This is a genomic window from Devosia sp. Leaf64, assembly GCF_001421945.1.
Classification (GTDB): Bacteria; Pseudomonadota; Alphaproteobacteria; order Rhizobiales; family Devosiaceae; genus Devosia.
On the sequence record NZ_LMLO01000003.1, the window covers coordinates 2,552 to 20,072 of the forward strand.

Sequence of the window (17,521 nt, forward strand, 5' to 3'; positions counted from 1 at the left end):
GAAAGGGCGTTAGAACCGATAGAACTCCCCCGAAGGTGGACCGTCGAAATTCATTCTATCAGCTTCTTTCTTGGCCAAATTTCACTCAACTTCTCAAGGGAAAATCAACAACGTCCGGTTTTGTAGATCACACACGGAAAGCAGCCATTCCGCAAACCATCCCGTTTTTGATGTGGCGGCGACCTAAGCCGACCGGCAGCTTTCGGGAAATCCAAACGCGGCCTAAACAGCTGGAATGGGGCGCGTTGCCGTCGAAGTACGACGCTCGCTAAAATGGCAGCTTTCCCTGGTCTGCGCGCCAAAAGCGGTCGGGCGGCACTCCACCCCTGTGGCGCGTATCGAAAAGCGCCCCCGAAGTCGCTGTTTCGAAGCCTATTTCCGGGTGGTATTGGAGCCGATTTCTGGGGGCCTAAGCTTCTTCTGACCGTTCATAGAGCAGGACGATCACGGGCGTGAAGTCTTCCGATGGTCTCCAAACCTTGGCACGTAAACGGTCAGGCGTACCGAATAGTGTCAAAGCTTACCCAAGGCTACTTCAGCCGCATGCTTGGCGCTCATTGCCTCGACATGTATGCAGGCTGAGACTTCCACTCCACTGAGGTCAATACGCTGGACACTAAAATAGTCCATCCCGTTTAGTTTCCCGCTCATCGTGCCTCCGCCTTCACAGCAACGTCTGCGTTCTCGAGACGAGGAGATGACGATAGTAGCAGTGCCGCTTCAAATGCAGATGAAGCGATGGAACCGACCACCTGAGCTGCTGCCGGATTCCGAGTGCATGAGGATGCGGGATATGACCAGGCGCTGGCCATCCTAAAAGAAGCCGCCGATAGCATTCAACTGCTCTTCACCGACGTGCAAATGCCGCCTGGCGAAATGAACAGCTTTCCCTTGGCACAGGATTGCGCCAACCAATGGCCGCATTTCAATAATCTCATCGCATCCGGCATGTGAAGCCACAGAAGGACGATCTCCCAGATGGCGCTGTGTTCGTTCGCAAACCTTTCAGCGCTGAGGTGGTCTGCGAACGACTGCAACAAATCTTGTCTGATGCTACCAAGCCAGAGCCGTTGAGACGTCGGTTTGGTTAGCCGAAATTTTCTACCGGTGCGTGCATCGTGAAGACTATACCTGGGGTCCGGTAGTCGATCGTTGCCTCGCCTCTGATCGTTGACGCGAGCGCACGTTCGATCATTCGCGAACCAAATCCTGAACGCTTTGGCGATTGAACCTCCGGTCCGCCGCTCTCTGTCCAAGTGAAAACAAGTTCATGGCTCGTCTGCGCCCACTCGATGCGGACTCGACCGTTATCGTTCGATAGAGCACCATATTTTACGGCATTCGTGGCAAGCTCGTGCAGTGCCATCGTCAGAGCACCGCTCGCGTTTTGCCCAATCTCGATATCCGCTCCGAAGAAATGAATCCGACCCGATTGATTGAATGGCTCGATCGCGCGTGTGACGGTGTCGCGTATACCGGCAATGTCCCACCTTTTCCCTGTGAGAATATCTTGAGATCGGCCGAGCGCATTGATGCGCTCGATGACTGTCGTGCGGATATCCTCGATATTTCCGTCAGACCGCAGCGATTGGCTGACAACGGACTGCACCGTTGCCAGAATATTTTTGATCCGATGTCCCATCTCTTGGGTCATCAGAGTGCGATATTCTTCCGCCTCTTTTGCTTCGGTGATGTCGATCGATACGCCGCTCATGAGCATGGGATTGCCATCTGAATCATAGCGGGTCTGTGCACGGATCTCGATCCAATGTTGTGAACCGTCCGGCCAGATCGCTCGGTATTCGACATGAAGGTCGCCGTTGGTGTCCAACGCCTGCTGAACCGTTTCGCCCCAACGCTCGACGTCGTCAGGATGAATGGATGCCGCTAGGTCCTCATAGGTAAACGTATCGGCAGCCGACCGACCGAAGTTTGCTTTGCAGATAGGGCTGGCGACAAGCCGTTGCTGTGGCAGCTCGAGTGTCCACGTGCCCAAACCGCCGGCCTTCAGCGTGAACTGAAGGCGATCCTCGCTTGCCGTCAGGTCAGCGATCCGCTGCTCCATATTGGCTTCGATCTCGTCTCGGACTGGGGAAATGCCCGCTGTTCGCTCGCGGGTCACGTCAAGCTGAGAGGCAAAGAAATAGGTGAGTTCGCCTTCGTCGAAGACCGGCGAAACCAGTAGCCTATTCCAAAAGAGGGTACCGTCTTTACGATAGTTCAAGAGGTCAATTTCGATCGGCGTCAAGTCAGCGACAGCCTGGCGTACCTTTGCCACGTCGTCGAGGCTCGTACCTGGACCCTGCAGAAAGCGGCAATTGCGACCGAGTGTTTCCTCACGGCTGTAGCCGGTGAGACGTGCAAACGCTTCATTCACGAAAACTATCGGGTTATCGGGCTGCCGAGGATCGGTGATCAGCATCGGCATGCGGGTGGCACGCATCGCTGCAGCGAATGGATCAGACCCGCTTTTCGACCGATGGATTTCGCGGTCGATACGGGCTTCTTCTTGCTGGCTCATTCGCCTCTTGTCTGCACGTTCGCGTTAGGTTTCCATTCGGAAAATACTGCGGTACCGCGTCCTGTCCAGTATGCCACGCGAAGACAATTTTCTTTCCACATGTCGAAGTTAAACGACGGCGAACTCGAATCACAGCGTTTGGTTGAGGCCAACACTCCAGAACGAGCCGTTGAGCTAGCCTTGGGGGCTAGTCTCATCCGCTGTGGACCGAGCAAGAACTTGCAGGCGCGTGTGTATTGGGAAATCCCCGGCAGGCCTAAAAACATGGTCGGATGTACGCTGAGTAGCGGACGCCGTACACGCGCTGACTTTACAGTTCTAACTGACCAGGATCGAACGTCACCGTCGCGGCGCAAATGACATGATGTTTTGCATCGCAAACGGCTACTTCCACGACGTGTGGACAAGTGGTCGTCGCCGCATCCATGGAAAGTGCCGTCGCTGTTCTGACGGCCTCGTCATGCGCCTTTTGAGCGGATGGCAACTCATGGCCATCCGGGTCTACGACTGTCTTTCATCTTCCGTGATGTCGAAAAAGAACCGCGGCATTGCGAAACCTGCGGCCACAATACGGGCAAGGTCCAGAAGCCGTTCCATCACAACCCGCACCGCATTTAGCTGGGAGCGTGCTTCGCAGGACAGGAACTTTAGTTCAGGTCCTCGGACGTGAGAGTCGCTTAATTAAACGCTATCGCTGAGCAACCGCTTCTCTCTCCGATCTCAAACCTCGCGCTGGCAATCCAATGTTAACTTGGAACGAATGTGCTTAATCCAGTTCGTATTCCTGCAGCACCAATTCTCGTCGAGATGTTAGTGCGCGTGGCCATCGTCGAAGTCAGCCTCGCCACGGCGCCAATAGCCGGCGGCTTTGATGAGGTCGGGGTCATGGCCCTGGTCCACGAAGTGCTCGCGCAGTGCCGTTGAAGTACTCCCTTCGCCGGCAATGAATATGTAGCCGCGGCCGGGCGGCAAGGCCATCTCTTTTGCCGCGTTGATCAAAGACGCACCCTTGGAGCGGTCGACCCAGGTAATAGACAGATATGCCTTGGTGGTGAACGTCTGGCGTTCTCCAGCTTCGGCCACTTCGACCAGCGCCTCAACCTTGGTTCTTGCTGGCAGTTCCTCGATGCGGCGGCCTATCGCGGGCAGGGCGGTTTCGTCCCCGATCAGCACGTAGAAATCAAGATCGTTGCGCACCACAAAGGAGCCACGCGGGCCCCCGATGCCGACTCTGTCGCCCAGCTTTGCATGTGCAGCCCATTCTGCCGCCAACCCGCCCTCATGGAGGACGAAATCGATGACAAGTTCGCGCTTTTGCTTGTCGAAGCTGCGCGGGGTGTAATCCCGCCCTTCCGGCCTGGGTGCACCGGCCGGCCATTCGACACCATTTGGGCCCAGGACCGGCAGAGCGGGGTCGCCGCCCTCGGGGCTTATGAAAATCTTGACGTGGTCGTCATAGGAGAGCGAGGGAAACTCGGCAAAGCTCGGATCGGTGAACGTGATCCGGGCCATGTGCGGGGTAATTCGCTCGGCGCGTACTACTTCGGCAAGGCGGAATTTCAGCTCGTGGCGCACACGCTCGGCGACGGGACGGTCCATGAAAGGCTCCTATTCGTAATAAATGCCGATGCGTCGGCCCTCGACGAGCTCAACCCGCACGGGCGTCTCGTAAATCGAGCTCAGTACATCGCTCGTGATGATGCTCTCGGGCGCACCCTCATGCGCCAGCTTGCCGTTTTTCATGCAGACGATGTGATCGGCATACACCGAGGCGAAATTGATGTCGTGCAGGACAATGACGACGGTTTTTTCGAGCTCGCGGGCGGCCCGGCGCAGTTGTTTCATCATGCCGACGGCATGGCGTAGGTCGAGATTGTTGAGCGGCTCGTCGAGCAGCACGTAGTCGGTGTCCTGACAAAGGACCATGGCGACAAAGGCGCGCTGACGCTGTCCGCCGGAGAGTTCATCGAGAAAACGGTCGCTTAGGTCGGTCAGGCTGAGGTAGCCGAGCGCCTTTTCGATGTGGACTTGATCTTCGGGGGTCAAGCGACCCTTGCTATAGGGATAGCGGCCGAAGCTGACGAGGTCGCGCACGGTGAGGCGCGCGGTCATGTGATTGTCCTGCCGCAGGATGGAGAGCCGCTGCGCGAGGACGTCGCTCGGGGTCTTAGTGACGTCGAGTCCATCGACGCTGACGGTTCCCTTGTCCATGCTCATGAGCCGGCTGACCATGGAGAGGAACGTCGACTTCCCCGCGCCATTCGGCCCGATAATGGCAGTGATCCCACCTTTGGGCAGGGTGACGGTGATGCCATCGACGACGCAGGTCTCGCCATAGGCTTTGGTCACATTCTGGGCTTCAATCAACGCGCGGCCCTCCGCAGAACAAGATAGATAAACACCACACCGCCGAAAAACTCGATGATGATCGAGAGCGCGGTATCGAAGGCAAACACGCGTTCGAGAATGGTCTGTCCACCGACAAGGCAGGTGATGGCGAGGAAGACAGCGGCCGGCAGGATATAGCGATGTCGGCTATTGCCGGTGAGGCTATGCGCCAGGGTCGCGACAAGCAGGCCGAAGAAGGTGATCGGTCCCACAAGCGCCGTGGAGACGGCCACCAGAACCGAGATCAGCATCAGGATGAGGATGACGGTACGCTTGTAATCGACGCCGAGATTGATGGCATGGGCGCGGCCAAGTGCCAGAACGTCGAACGTATGTCCGAGCCGCCAGGCCACCAAACTGATCAGGGCAGCAATCGCGGTTGCGACTGCGAGAAGCGTCGTGTCCACAGTCGCAAAGCTTGCGAAAAACGAGTCTTGCAGCACTTGAAAGGCATTGGGGTCGAGCATGCGCTGAATGAACTGGCTGAGGCTGCGAAAGAGAATGCCGAAGACGATGCCGACCAGCACCAGCAAGGTCATGCTGCGCTCCTCTCCCAAAAACAGCCAGCGGAACAAGAGGCCAGAAAAGACGACCATCAAGACCACTTGCACCAGAAACTGCATTTGAGAATCGATGCTCGTGAGTGCGCCCGCGCCGAGAAAAAACAGGGTGGCCGTTGTCACCAGCACATAGAGCGCGTCAAAACCCATGATCGATGGAGTCAGGATGCGATTGTTGGTGACGGTCTGGAACAATACGGTCGAGACCGACACCGAATAGGCGACAAGACAAAGGGCAAGGAGCTTTCGCCCTCTGAAGGGCAGGATAAAGCTCCAGCTGCCCTTGGCGCCCAGCGTCATGAAGCAGAGGATCGAGATCAGCGCCAAAGCGCCGAGCACCAGCAGGACAAGCGTCGGCCGCGAAAGCTTGCCGACCGCGTGAAGCCGAGGCAGTGGGACGAGGGCGGTGGCGGGCTCAGGCATGACGGCGTGTCCTCAAGAGCAGGTAGAGGAACACGGCGCTGCCGATGACACCGACCACAACGCTGATCGGGATTTCATAGGGGTAGCGGATCACCCGGCCCAGAATATCGCAGGCCAAGACAAATGCAGCGCCGGTTATCGCAACCCAGGGCACGGTGCGCCGCATGTTGTCGCCGACCATCAAGCTGACGAGATTGGGCACGATCAGCCCGAGGAATGGGATGGAGCCGGCCGTCACCAGGACGGCCGCGCTGACCAGCGACACGATGATGAGTCCGAGAACCATCACCCGCTGATAATTTAGCCCGAGATTGGTAGTAAAATCCCGGCCCATGCCCGCCACCGTGAAGCGATCGGCCGCGATATAGGCAAGAACAGCACATCCGAGCCCGACCCAGAGCAGCTCGTAGCGGCCGCGCAGGACACCCGAGAAATCGCCCATGTTCCAGGCAAGCAGGGAGGGCAGCAGCTCGAAGCGATAGGCGATGAAGCTTGTCACCGCGCCGATAATCCCGCCCAGCATAATGCCGACAAGCGGCACCAGCATCACCTCACGCAGTGGCACAGCCCTGAGGATGCGCAAGAACAGCGCCGTTCCCGCAAGGGCAAAACCCGCCGAGATCAGCATCTTGCCCATCAGCGGCCAGCCTGGGACCAGGAGCGTAGCGAGTAGAAAGCCGAGGCTTGCGGACTCGCTGATTCCTGCCGTCGAGGGTTCGACAAAACGATTGCGCACGATCATCTGCATCACGAGACCTGCGACGGCCATGGCGCTTCCGGAAAGGATGATGGCGAGCGTGCGCGGCAGGCGGCTGATCAGCAGCACCTGCATGGGCCGATCTTCCGGGCTGGTCGAAAACAGTGCGCCCAGGGAAACATCGCTCACGCCGACAAAAAGACTGAGCAGCGCAAGGACGAGAGTGGCGGCGATTGCGAGAAAGAGGAGACGCAGGGGAGGGGCCCTCAAGCAGGGGTCCCCCGCCCAAAGGAGATGGGCGGGGAAGTCTCGTCCGGTCAGGCCTTGAGGCCGGCCAGCACCTGGTCAAGCAGCAGCATCACGCCGGTATAGCCGTGCATGGTGATATAGGCGGCTTGGGGATCGAGATAGACGATGTTCCCTGCCTGAGCCGCCTTGGTCTGATTGACCAACTCGTTGTCGAGAAGCGCTGCGGCAGCGCCGTTCGATTCACCAGTGCCTGCATCGCGATCGACGACGAACAGCCAGTCGGGATTGGTTTCGAGAATATATTCGAACGACACGCCATCCCCACCATGGTCACCATCTTTGACCTCGGCAATGGCGGTTGGAATGCCGACCTGGTTGTGGATCCAGGCAACGCGGCTATCGGGGCCGTAGACGCCGACCTTGCCGGCATTGGTCACGAGAACCAGCGCATTGCCCTTGCCTTCGGCCGCCGCCTTGACCTCGGCCACCTTGGCATCGAGGGCGGCATTGAGTTCGCTTGCCTTGTCTTCGCGTCCAAAGATCGTCCCGAGCTTGGTGAGGTTACCCTTTATTCCGCCGATGATGTCGGAATTGTCCGACAGCGACATGTCGATCGTGGGTAAAATATCCTTGGCCGTGGGATAGGCCTGCGCCGACCGGGCACTGACGAAATAGACATCTGCTTCCGATGCCGCAATTCCTTCGAAATCCGGCTCGAACAGCGATCCGATCTTGATGGCATCGGCGGGAACGGCATCGGCAAGATAGTGCGGCACGTTCGAAGACGGGACGCCCGCAACGGTCACCCCAAGGGCGGCCAAATTATCGAACGTCGCCCAATCCTGAACCAAGACCTTTTCCGGGACACTGGTGAGAATCGTTTCGCCCTGTGCATGGGCCACTGCGATATCCTGAGCGTAGGATGATATGGCGGTAATACCCAGCGCAAAAGCAACGGCGAGTGCTGTCAGTAGTGGCGATTTCATCAGCAAGGCTCCCTATGGTGACAGGGCGGTCATAGATATTATGACCCATGCAGTCAAGTTACAGGCGTGGTTTGATCCCTTGAATTTGGAAGGCTTGTCTAGGCGTTTGCCCATCCGCGTGACACATTCCGCGTAACTTTCTTGGAGGATATTATTGTGTCGGATCACCACACCCTCAACGACGGGACCACTCTGCCAAAGGTCGGCTTGGGCACTTACAGCCTTTGGGGCCATGCTGGCGTTGAAGCGATGGTTGCGGCCCTTGAAGGGGGCTACCGGCTCCTCGATTCCGCTGTGAATTACGAGAACGAAGGCGCCGTTGGAAAAGCCATCAGAAGTTCGGGTATCCCGCGCGGAGACATTCGCGTTGCCTCCAAACTTCCAGGCCGCCACCATAAGAAAAGCGCGGTGGTTCGCACCATCGAAGAGTCCGTCCTCAGGACCGGCCTCGATTATCTCGATCTCTATCTCATTCACTGGCCCAATCCGAGCCAAGGCCTTTATCTCGAAGCGTGGGAAGGCATGATCGAGGCACGCGAGAAGGGCCTTGTGCGCTCCATTGGGGTATCGAACTTCTTACCTGAATATCTCGATGTGTTGATCGATAAGACCGGCGTGACGCCGAGCGTCAATCAGGTCGAACTTCACCCTTACTTCAACCAGAAAGAACAGCGCGAGGCTGACCGGCGGCGCGGCGTACTCACCCAGGCCTGGACTCCGATCGGCAAGAACACCGCACTGCTCGAGGAGCAGACCATCGTCGCCATTGCCCGAGAGCTCCAAAAGACTCCGGCGCAGGTGGTCCTGCGCTGGCATGTGCAGCTTGGTGTGCTGCCGATCCCGAAATCGGCGACGCCCTCCCGCCAGGTCGAAAATCTTACGATTGAGGATTTCAGGCTCAACGAGGCGCAAATGTCAGCGATCTCAGCCCTGAACCGCGCCGATGGCCGCATCTTCGATGCCGACCCATCTACACATGAAGAGTTTTAGGGCAGGACGGGGCAGCGGTATCAAGCGGACGCGGAGCTGCGTCCGCTTATCCCAGTCTCGCACCAGAACCTGCCAGTCCGCTACCCACCCCCAAGATGATGATGCAGGGGGCTGTATCCTCCCCCACTTCAGCCATTCTCAGGCCAGCCAAGGCGGGTCGCAACCCGCCATCGCGGTTAGTCGATCGCTCCGGACAGGTCCTCGGGCGTGTCGATCGTTCGCATCCATTTGAGGGATTTGATTTCCCAACCTGGATCCGATGCTTTCAGGTCCGCGAGTAGCCCGGGCAGGTGTCTCGCGCCATAAGTCATGTAGATGTTCTGGTGCGTGTCGGCAATGATCCGCTCCGCCAGCTTGCGGTTGCGGAAGTCGAGGATCACGGGGTCAAGAGCGCTGGGCGCCTCATGGCCTGACAGTGCCATCGTCACCCAACCCCGGCACGCGGTGCCGATGAGACTGCGTTGTTCAGGGGTTGCCGACTGCAGAAGACCGAGAAGCTGGCCAATACCGCCCCCTCCGGTGTCGCTGCTGCTGGACTCGGACTTTTCCGCTTCAACAGCAGCGGCAAAGGCGGGGTCCTCGGATACCATCCGCTCGTATTCATGCATCATGTCCGCCGTCGACACGTCGGCATTGATATGCCGTTCTGGATGCGCCGTCATGTCCGCGCGCAGCAATTGGAAGTAGTCGAGCTGGAATGAGAGGCCGCAGGTATTGCCCAGCATTTCGTAATTTGCACTGAGGTCGCCGCCACCCGCCAGGGTGTGGGAGAACCAGGCATCCCCTTCTGGATCGCCGACGACACCCTCGTAATAGATGACGTCGCCATCGCTCAATGCCTTCTCCAGGTCGTAAATCACGCTCTTGTAAAAGCCCTCGGATCCCACGTGCATCATGCCCTGGAAAACAACGGTCTTGGTGCCGTTTGACAGGGTCGCCTGCGGCACGGTGAGAGGATCGAGTGCGGTGCGAAGCGCAAGGAAGTAGATCGGCGCGGCGAGTAGGGTCGTTAAGACGAAGAGCGTGCCGGCCGCTGCCTTGACATAGCTTGTCCACCAGCGTTGTCGACGCTGGCCGGAAAAGAGTCGTCGGACTGTCCAGGCCACGGGAAAAGCCAGAACCAGCGCGAGAGCGACGACGATCAGGGGCATCCATGCCCAGTCTCCGAACAATACCGGCAGCCCCAGCAGGAAGGCGACGAAAAGCACAAACCAGGCAACGGCCGACAGTCTAAGCCTGAACCGCTCCGCGCCATTAATCGATGCCGGCGACGCGGCAAATGAAGTGTCAGACATGGCGCCCCCGGCTTAGCCTTGAAAAGGCACCCCCGTTGGGGTGCCTCTCGTTTTGCTGAATTAATTCAATGAATCGAAGCTGCCATCAAGGGCGAACCAGCAATTGAAGAAAGTGCTCTCGCCGTCGCGATCGAAATATCCCTGCGTCACGTAGCGGTTGCCACTCTGGAAGGCGGCGTTGACGGTGATGTCCTGCGGCCGCACGCCGAACTCCGCCGAGGCCTCGCCGGCACAGAAGCGCGGCATCTGGCATGTATCGAGCTGGTCCGCCGTGCCGTTCTGAGGAGGGCTAACTTGACGCGGCGTGGTTGGGGCCGCTGCACGTCCCTGGGAATTTTCGACATAGAGGTTTAGGTCGTAGTCCGCAGTTTCGCCACGGCGCGCGGCATTGCGCATCAGGTAGACATCGATGATGTAGTTGCCGCTCGAGGGGACAACAAACGAAGTGCCATTGCCCGAGATGGAGCCGTTGAACAGCGCCTCGCTGGCACCGGGCGCAGTGATGTTGAAGTAGTTGCTAGGATTGTCGGTATCGAGCTGGACATCCATTGTCTGACCTGCCGAAACGCCGATCGAATAGCGCACGCTTTCATTGCCGGTGATGCTGTCCTCGACGGTAGTGCCCGAGGTGCCACGCGGAAAACGGACTGTCTCGTTGCGCACTTGCGCCAAGGCAGACGTCGCCATCGCGCCTGCCAGTACGATGGATAGTAGACCTATCTTGATCAGTGATCGCATGGATGAAACTCCTTTGCCTGCAGGATATTCGCCGTCAATCATGACGCAAGATTGTTAGTTTGAGCACACCGGCGAAGCGATGCCGTCAAATCTCGGCCGCGTCAGAATGTGAGAGCCTCGTCACCGTAAACACTAAGATACCTGACGGCAGCCGTGGTGAGGGCCGGACAGTGCGACTCCATTTTGGACATGCCAGTTGTATCGGCATTACCGGACGGCCGACCGAGAATGACCAAGTTATGAGATGCCCAAACCTTTGACCATCGGCATACGAAAAACGAACTTCGTCTCTATTTCGTCAGACGTCACGTCAATTCGACCGTGATGGGCCTGAGCGATCTGGCTGGCAATATACAGTCCTAGGCCAAGACCTTGAGCACTGGGTCGCACTTCGCCACGGTAGAAGGGTTGGAACAACCGGTCCAACGCAGCCTGCGGGATCGGCTCGCCACCATTGGCAACGGACAACTCGAACTCCCCGTCGTCCATCCTGGCTTCCACGACGACAGGTTGCTCATCGGAACCATGAGTAATGGCATTGCCAAGGAGGTTTGAAAACATCTGCGCCAGGCGAGCGTGGTCGACGTCCACGGGCTGAGACAGATCAAAACGCATCTGGATGTCGCGTTCCGGATAGCCGGCCTTCATCTCGTTGACCACCTGGGCCAACAACGGCTCAATCCGCACGCCCGTCGTCCTCTGGATGCCGATGCCGCCGCCCAGGCGGCCACGGGCGAAGTCCATAAGGTTCTCGGTCAGCCCACTCATACGCGCGATGCTTTCGTTCATGAGCCTCAGGATGCGGACTGATTTAGGATCAGCGTGTATCTGCGCCAGCATCTTGGTGCCCCCCGATAGGCCAGCCAGCGGGTTGCGAAGATCATGGCCGAGAACGGCAATAAACTGTTCGCGCAGTTCGGCATTTCTCTCAGATAATGCCTGAAGCTCAACAGCGTCGGTAACCTTGCTCTCCAAACCGGCGTTTCGTTCCTCGAGTTGGCGGCGCGCCTCCCCGAGTTCGCGTTCGTATCGCCGCCTCTGCGGAGCCCGGAACAGGGTAACGCGCGTGAGCACCGCCTCCTCCAGTCGACGTTCTGCAGCATTGGCGAGCACCGGCATTGTGGTTCCATCCTGCATCACTAGGTCGAGGGCAACCTCCTCGAAAAAACCTTGCATGCGGAGCAGGGGAGCGAAGTGCGTTTCATAGAAGATACTACCGGCCACGTTGAGCAGGTCGCGCAGGCGCTTGCCGATCAGCGCATCAGGCGTCCTGCCCAACCAATTGCAGAGGGTAGTGTTGACCCGAACAATCCGGCCATCCGCCCCGAGTGAGAGGTATCCGCAAGGGGCGTTCTCATAGAGGTCCTGGAAGTCGTTGTCGGTTTGATCAGAGGAAGTCATTCATAGCCGCGATTACTGCGCCTGGCGCGCTCAGATTGGGGCAATGACCAGTAGCATTGAGGTAGACGATGCGGCTGCCTTCGATCTCGCGGTTGACGTATTCACCGACGTGCTCGGACGCGATGATGTCGTCGCGGGTCTGCAGGATCAATGTCTCGGCCTTGACCTTTTTCAGGTCGGCACGGTTGTCCGATGTGAAGGTGGCGCGGGCGAACAGTTTGGCGATCTCGGGATCCGTCCGGCAGAACGAGTTGGTCAGTTCCTCGCCCAGCTCAGGCCGATCCGGGTTGCCCATGATCGCCGGCGCCATGGCCGCCGACCAGCCGAGATGATTGTCGGCCAACGAGGCCAGCAGCTCTTCGATCTGCGGGGCGCTGAACCCGCCGTAGTAATCGCCATCGTCGATATAACGTGGGGAGGGCCCGACCATGATCAGCTGGCCGAACATTCCTGGCGCCTCGATCGATGCAAGGGCCCCGATCATGGCGCTGACCGAGTGACCCACGAAGACGGCACCGCGCAGATCGAGCGCGCGCCCGATCTCGACGAGGTCGGAGGCATAGCCCCGTATGTCGGCGTACTTGTCCTTGTCGTAGGCGCTCAGATCCGAGCGACCGGCGCCAACAAGGTCGGAAAGCACTGTCCGGTACCTGTCCCGGAAAGCCGGCTCTACGAAGCGCCACATGTTCTGATCGCAGCCGAACCCGTGGGCGAACACCATCGCTCGGTCGCCCGAACCGTTGAGACGGACATTGTTTCTCTCAAGAACGGTCACCGAAGCCCTCGCCCGCATATTGTGTGCGGTTTATCAGAAGTTAGCAACGAAGCGAGAGCACATTAGATTTCGTGACCGCAATGATTGGATCGAATATCCGTTACGACGGTTGTGCTTCATCGGTCTGGGCGCAGACCTCAGCTAGTATCGGATATGCAGTGCCCCAGGCCATCACCGTTCTCGTCGTTGAAGACGAGCCCCTCCTCCGAATGGACATCGCCGATCAGTTGCAGGACTTGGGCTTCAAGGTGCTCGAAGCTGCTAACGCAAAAGAGGCTGTTTTGATGCTCGCCGCCAATGCGGACATTCGGGTGATGTTTACCGATGTGGACATGCCCGGTGGAATGGACGGATTGATGCTGGCCGCCACAGTTCGCGACCGCTGGCCGCCGATCAAGATTATCGTCACATCGGGTCTTCGGCACGTGCGGATGAGCGACATGCCCGATGGAAGCCGGTTTTTCGGTAAGCCCTATAAGGCATCAGACATTGCAGACGCCGTGCATACACTGGTGGCAGCTTAGCTCGTCTTGGCTCAACAGAACGTTTCCGACCACCTCCCGATAAATATCGGTCTAGATAGCGCCTTAACTTGAACGCAATTGAGGCAGAATGATGTAGTACTTTTACTGCCTCATGTTGGCTGAACTCATCCTGCCGATCTTCCCGGCGCTTGGCTTTTTCCTGCTATTTGTGAACGTTTTCGGCCTCTGCGGGATAATGCTGAGAGGTAGCAATGTCGTTTGCATTGCTTCGAGCGAATATGAAGGGGCGCTAAGATGAATACTGGCACCGTAAAGTTCTACAACTCCACCAAAGGCTTAGGCTTTATTATACCCGATCAGGGCGGCCGCGACGCTTTCGTGCACGTCACGGCGCTGGAACGCGCCGGTATTGCCGCTCTGGGTGACGGTCAGAAGGTTAGCTACGATCTTGAAAACGGCCGCGATGGTCGTGAATCCGCCATCCACCTGCAACTGGTCAGAACCGTTTGGACAGCGCCCCCGGTGCTCTTTTGCAACAAGGAGTCGATTATGCTGCATCGTTTCAAGACCGGTCAAATGCTGGACCTGCGCTCCGCGCCTCGGCAGAGCAATAGGCCCTCCGGTCCCTGCGAAGTCATCTCTTGCCTGCCGCACGAGAAGGGACCAATCCTTTACCGCATACGCTCCCACAGAGAAGCAGTAGAGCGCGTCGTCGACGAGGTGGATTTGTCTCCCAGCCATGTTGTGAAGGCTGACGTTTCCGAGGCGGAGAGCGTCTTCAAAATCGCCGTCGCCAAGCGATGAGTGCAATGAACTGGTCGACCCCCGCGGACTTGTATTCCAGTGCCGCACTTAGGTCGCGTGGCAGCCGGTACAAGCGGTTTCCATCAGCCGCTGAAGCAGTCCGCTTCGCCGTCGAAGAGCTTCCCTTGACCGCCTTGCGTTCGACGGCCATCGAAAGCGATGACAAGAGGCATGAGGGCGACGCGATCCGAGTGCTCTACTACTCCCCAGACTATCCGCTGCGACGGCAGTCGCTCTGAATACCGAGCCATTGAGGCTCCCTGGCCGGATTCCGAGAAGTACCGCGCGATAGCCCGCTAGCATCGAACTCCACAAGAGCGCCACCAGCATATGTCGGTGACGCAAGCTTTCGCCCTGCACAGGAACAAGCTGATGACAGCCCGCACTTTGAGCCGCCCAATCACATTCAGACATCCCTTCCGACTGCCCGGCATGGACAGGCCCCACCCGCCTGGCACCTTTGAGCTGCGGATCGAGGAAGAAGACCTCGACGTCATGTGGCATTCGAGCCGTACGTCGATGTCGATCATCCTGATCTATCCGGGTCGGAGTGAGGCATGGGCCGTGACCGGTGACGACCTCAATCGCACCCTGGCCAACGACCAGCAGTCGGATATCAACACCGGTCACTCCTGAGGAGCCAAGCCAATGCCGACGCTTAATCTGCTGCATCGGACGACCTATCGCTACTCTGCTTCGATACAATTATTGCCCCACCGCCTGAATCTCAGACCGCGCGAGAATCGCGAGCTCCGACTTTTGACCCACGACATCGTCTGCACACCCGCGGCCGATTTGACCTGGTCCAGAGATGTGTTCGGCAATGAAGTGGCGACGGCACGGTTTGCCACAAGCTCGGATAGCCTGACTATCGAAAGCACTGCAGTGGTTGAGCTGAGTGCTCCAGCCTGGCCGGTATTCGACATCGAAAATTCAGCCATGTCGTATCCCTTTACCTATGCTGCGGATGACTGGAACGATCTTGGTTCACTTATATGCCCGCAATATGCCGATGCGAATGGTCAACTGGAGCAGTGGGCGCGCGGCTTTATTGCATCATCTCCGACAGACACTTTATCCTTGCTGAAGGACATAAACCTCGGCGTGCATCGCCAGATCAGGTACCAAAGTCGGGAGGACGAAGGTACGCAGTCGCCAACTCACACGCTTTCGCGTGGGTGGGGATCGTGCCGCGATCTTTCCGTCTTGCTGGTAGAAGCCGCGCGCGTTCTGGGTTTTGGCGCTCGCTTGGTGTCTGGATACCTCTTGCCCGACGGTCGTGAGACCGTCGGAGCCGGCGCGACCCATGCCTGGGTGGAGATCTTCGTTCCCGGGCCGGGCTGGATCGCCTTCGATCCAACCAACGCGACTATGGGAGCCGCTGGCCTGGTACCAACGACCGTCGCCAGGCTTATATCTCAAGCGGTCCCGGCAGCTGGTGCTTTCGTCGGCCCAAGCAACGCCTTCCAGCAGATGGATGTGGAAGTGGTCGTGCGTGACACCACGGTATTCAACATGTGGCGGCACGAGCCGCCAAGGGAAGTCTATCGCAGCACCAATGGAGATCGTTGGCTGCTCATTCATGGCGTCTCCGGAGTGTCAGTCCGGCATGAACCCAATGCAAGTTCAGGTGGGCAAGCTACTGAGGCCGATGTTGAGAGCTTTCTGCTCCGTATGGGAGGCACGCCCCAAGCGGAAGCGGTTCACCGCGCTATGGCTCCGACCTAGCAGTGCCGTTTCGTACGATTAGGGACCCAAATGTGGAGGACGGATTGCTGGAGGGACAGCGTGAGGCCAGCGCGCGCGCTGCGGCGAATAGTTATGCGCCAAAGCCCGTGGGTTCGTCTCTTCTTTACGGATTGATCGCAGTGACATTAGTCGGCCTTGCCATGATAATCTTCTCGATTTTCTATGGCACCAACATTGCTGCCTTCCCAATCATCATAGGGATAATCCTGGCAGGCGCGTTTGTTGCGGGAGTCATACTCCGTCGGCGAAGGCGACACCTTCACGGTCTCGCCTATACCCAAGAATACCACCGTCTCGTTGTTTCGCCACCGCACGATGGTACGTAGCTTACTTGCTCGCTGCTCCCAGCCTTCCGCATAAGTCCGCTTACTTTGTTTCCCCTCCGAAAGCGGACTGTCGGGTACTCACCGCGCAGGCGCCGGCCGCCTATCGACCGCGTGTGGGACGCTTCAGCACGAGATCTAAGGTCCGCCATAGAGCTGACATCTCTACCCCTCAGTTGCACCGACCCACAATTCTCTCGACGTGTAAACCTCGGACGCCGAAGTTGCCTTCTACGACGAGGCAGTCATTTGTATCCCAAGCAGCTTGAACCGATGTCATGACCTCCGGCGTGCCGGTGAGCCTCGGCGGCAGATCATTAGTCCATAAAATCCGTCCTGTTCGGGTGCCTTCTAACTCGCTGATACCGCGTGAGGGACATGGCAGATGGGCACAGGCCAGCCCGATACTCCCAACTGCAAACCGTTCAGGTGCATCAGGTTTCACTTGGGCCATTGTGGGGTGAACAAAGATGGTGGCGAGCAAGGCAGCCATCAATATTTTTCTGGTGTGCATCGATAGTCTCCAATGTCCGAGCCCATAGGGGGCATCTGATCATTGGACGCCGCTCAAACCGTTGTCATTGGTTGCGCACAGAACCTCGATGCCCTCTCACCCAACAGCACAGTCCGCATCTTAGCCCAGAGGCGCCGGTCTTCTACCGACCCCATTCCAGGCATTTACCGCCCAAGGCGACGATCCTGAGAACAGACGTCACCTATAGTCCAGATTGGATCATTTCACGAATTTTGGTCGCTTTCTCGAAATGATCGAGAGCATGGGTTTTGATCCACCACTCGGCAGCTTCCAAAAGCAGGTCGGGGTCATCGTTCTTGTTCGCAAAAAATGCATAGAATGACAGACCGACACCGTTGCCCTTCTTGGCGATTTTGTCGTCGCAGACTGAAATAGCTTTCGCCCTCAAGGTCGGTCTCATGATGCGCCTACTTTCATGGATGACCTCCGGGCTACCATGCCCTGCTCGCTACAGGAATACTGACATCCTTCTGCAAAGCGGGTTAGGGGAGCACAGCGGCTGCCGACCCCATTGCGGCCTTTGGCTGTTGAAGAGGATCTCCCTGGAAACGGACCTTCCACGTGACGCCGAGCGTTCGCCGCTCTAGTCTTTTCTCGTCTGA

19 protein-coding genes are annotated in these 17,521 nt (G+C 58.0%); 7 read left to right on the top strand and 12 right to left on the bottom strand.

The genetic code is table 11. The features are described from left to right. Positions 1–272: hypothetical protein (locus tag ASE94_RS21310; protein WP_210166226.1), on the top strand; the 272-nt coding region annotated here is incomplete at its 5' end. 502 nt (positions 273–774) lie between these two features. Continuing rightward, a complete protein-coding gene (locus ASE94_RS21405; protein ID WP_062628986.1) occupies positions 775–954 on the top strand; it encodes a hypothetical protein in 180 nt (59 codons plus the stop codon). Positions 955–1,087: 133 nt separating this feature from the next. Here the strand turns inward: ASE94_RS21405 and ASE94_RS01930 are convergent, their stop codons facing one another. The 6 genes from ASE94_RS01930 to ASE94_RS01955 all read right to left on the bottom strand — a co-directional run bounded on the left by ASE94_RS01930 (position 1,088) and on the right by ASE94_RS01955 (position 7,824). Then, complete coding sequence (locus ASE94_RS01930) at positions 1,088–2,521, bottom strand: PAS domain-containing protein (protein ID WP_062628987.1); 1,434 nt, start codon at positions 2,519–2,521, stop codon at positions 1,088–1,090. Positions 2,522–3,331: 810 nt separating this feature from the next. Beyond that, entirely contained in the window at positions 3,332–4,120 is a 789-nt protein-coding gene (locus ASE94_RS01935) for a siderophore-interacting protein (RefSeq protein WP_062628988.1), read from the bottom strand. A gap of 9 nt (positions 4,121–4,129) precedes the next feature. Beyond that, positions 4,130–4,888 (bottom strand): ABC transporter ATP-binding protein, encoded by a 759-nt coding sequence (locus ASE94_RS01940; RefSeq protein ID WP_062628989.1) that lies wholly within the window; start codon positions 4,886–4,888, stop codon positions 4,130–4,132. After that, complete coding sequence (locus tag ASE94_RS01945) at positions 4,885–5,892, bottom strand: iron chelate uptake ABC transporter family permease subunit (protein WP_082460780.1); 1,008 nt, start codon at positions 5,890–5,892, stop codon at positions 4,885–4,887. The genes ASE94_RS01940 and ASE94_RS01945 overlap by 4 nt, the downstream gene beginning before the upstream one ends. Next, complete coding sequence (locus ASE94_RS01950; protein ID WP_062628997.1) at positions 5,885–6,844, bottom strand: ABC transporter permease; 960 nt, start codon at positions 6,842–6,844, stop codon at positions 5,885–5,887. The genes ASE94_RS01945 and ASE94_RS01950 overlap by 8 nt, the downstream gene beginning before the upstream one ends. 62 nt (positions 6,845–6,906) lie before the next feature. Further along, positions 6,907–7,824, bottom strand: a complete 918-nt coding sequence (locus ASE94_RS01955; RefSeq protein WP_062628990.1) for an ABC transporter substrate-binding protein — start codon at positions 7,822–7,824, stop codon at positions 6,907–6,909. 156 nt (positions 7,825–7,980) lie between these two features. Here ASE94_RS01955 and ASE94_RS01960 point away from each other — a divergent pair, with 156 nt between their 5' ends. Further along, on the top strand, positions 7,981–8,814 hold the full coding sequence (locus ASE94_RS01960) for an aldo/keto reductase (RefSeq protein WP_244483911.1): 834 nt from the start codon (positions 7,981–7,983) through the stop codon (positions 8,812–8,814). 176 nt (positions 8,815–8,990) lie between these two features. Here ASE94_RS01960 and ASE94_RS01965 read toward each other — a convergent pair whose 3' ends face one another. The 4 genes from ASE94_RS01965 to ASE94_RS01980 all read right to left on the bottom strand — a co-directional run bounded on the left by ASE94_RS01965 (position 8,991) and on the right by ASE94_RS01980 (position 13,023). Beyond that, a complete protein-coding gene (locus tag ASE94_RS01965; RefSeq protein ID WP_062628991.1) occupies positions 8,991–10,109 on the bottom strand; it encodes a hypothetical protein in 1,119 nt (372 codons plus the stop codon). A 60-nt stretch (positions 10,110–10,169) separates the two neighbouring features. Continuing rightward, positions 10,170–10,847: a hypothetical protein gene (locus ASE94_RS21225; protein ID WP_200913561.1), complete on the bottom strand. Its 678-nt coding sequence runs from the start codon at positions 10,845–10,847 to the stop codon at positions 10,170–10,172. A 237-nt stretch (positions 10,848–11,084) separates the two neighbouring features. Continuing rightward, positions 11,085–12,248 carry a PAS domain-containing sensor histidine kinase gene (locus tag ASE94_RS01975; protein WP_062628992.1) on the bottom strand — a complete coding sequence of 388 codons (1,164 nt, stop codon included), beginning with the start codon at positions 12,246–12,248 and terminating at the stop codon, positions 11,085–11,087. Continuing rightward, complete coding sequence (locus tag ASE94_RS01980; protein WP_062628999.1) at positions 12,235–13,023, bottom strand: alpha/beta hydrolase; 789 nt, start codon at positions 13,021–13,023, stop codon at positions 12,235–12,237. The genes ASE94_RS01975 and ASE94_RS01980 overlap by 14 nt, the downstream gene beginning before the upstream one ends. Before the next feature lie 158 nt (positions 13,024–13,181). On the opposite strand from ASE94_RS01980, the gene ASE94_RS01985 reads away from it, so the two are divergent. From ASE94_RS01985 to ASE94_RS02005, 4 genes are all read left to right on the top strand, one after another. Then, on the top strand, positions 13,182–13,547 hold the full coding sequence (locus ASE94_RS01985; protein WP_280137160.1) for a response regulator: 366 nt from the start codon (positions 13,182–13,184) through the stop codon (positions 13,545–13,547). Positions 13,548–13,802: 255 nt separating this feature from the next. Beyond that, the gene (locus ASE94_RS21625) at positions 13,803–14,312 is read left to right on the top strand and encodes a cold-shock protein (RefSeq protein ID WP_082460782.1); all 510 of its coding nucleotides are present in this window, start codon (positions 13,803–13,805) and stop codon (positions 14,310–14,312) included. Between the two features lie 432 nt (positions 14,313–14,744). Further along, a complete protein-coding gene (locus ASE94_RS02000; protein WP_062628994.1) occupies positions 14,745–14,948 on the top strand; it encodes a hypothetical protein in 204 nt (67 codons plus the stop codon). A 12-nt stretch (positions 14,949–14,960) separates the two neighbouring features. Beyond that, on the top strand, positions 14,961–16,040 hold the full coding sequence (locus ASE94_RS02005) for a transglutaminase family protein (protein ID WP_082460783.1): 1,080 nt from the start codon (positions 14,961–14,963) through the stop codon (positions 16,038–16,040). Between the two features lie 516 nt (positions 16,041–16,556). Here the strand turns inward: ASE94_RS02005 and ASE94_RS20800 are convergent. Beyond that, the gene (locus ASE94_RS20800) at positions 16,557–16,898 is read right to left on the bottom strand and encodes a hypothetical protein (protein ID WP_156351753.1); all 342 of its coding nucleotides are present in this window, start codon (positions 16,896–16,898) and stop codon (positions 16,557–16,559) included. 202 nt (positions 16,899–17,100) lie between these two features. Further along, positions 17,101–17,319, bottom strand: a complete 219-nt coding sequence (locus ASE94_RS02010) for a DUF6500 family protein (protein WP_062628995.1) — start codon at positions 17,317–17,319, stop codon at positions 17,101–17,103. Positions 17,320–17,521: the final 202 nt, after the last annotated feature.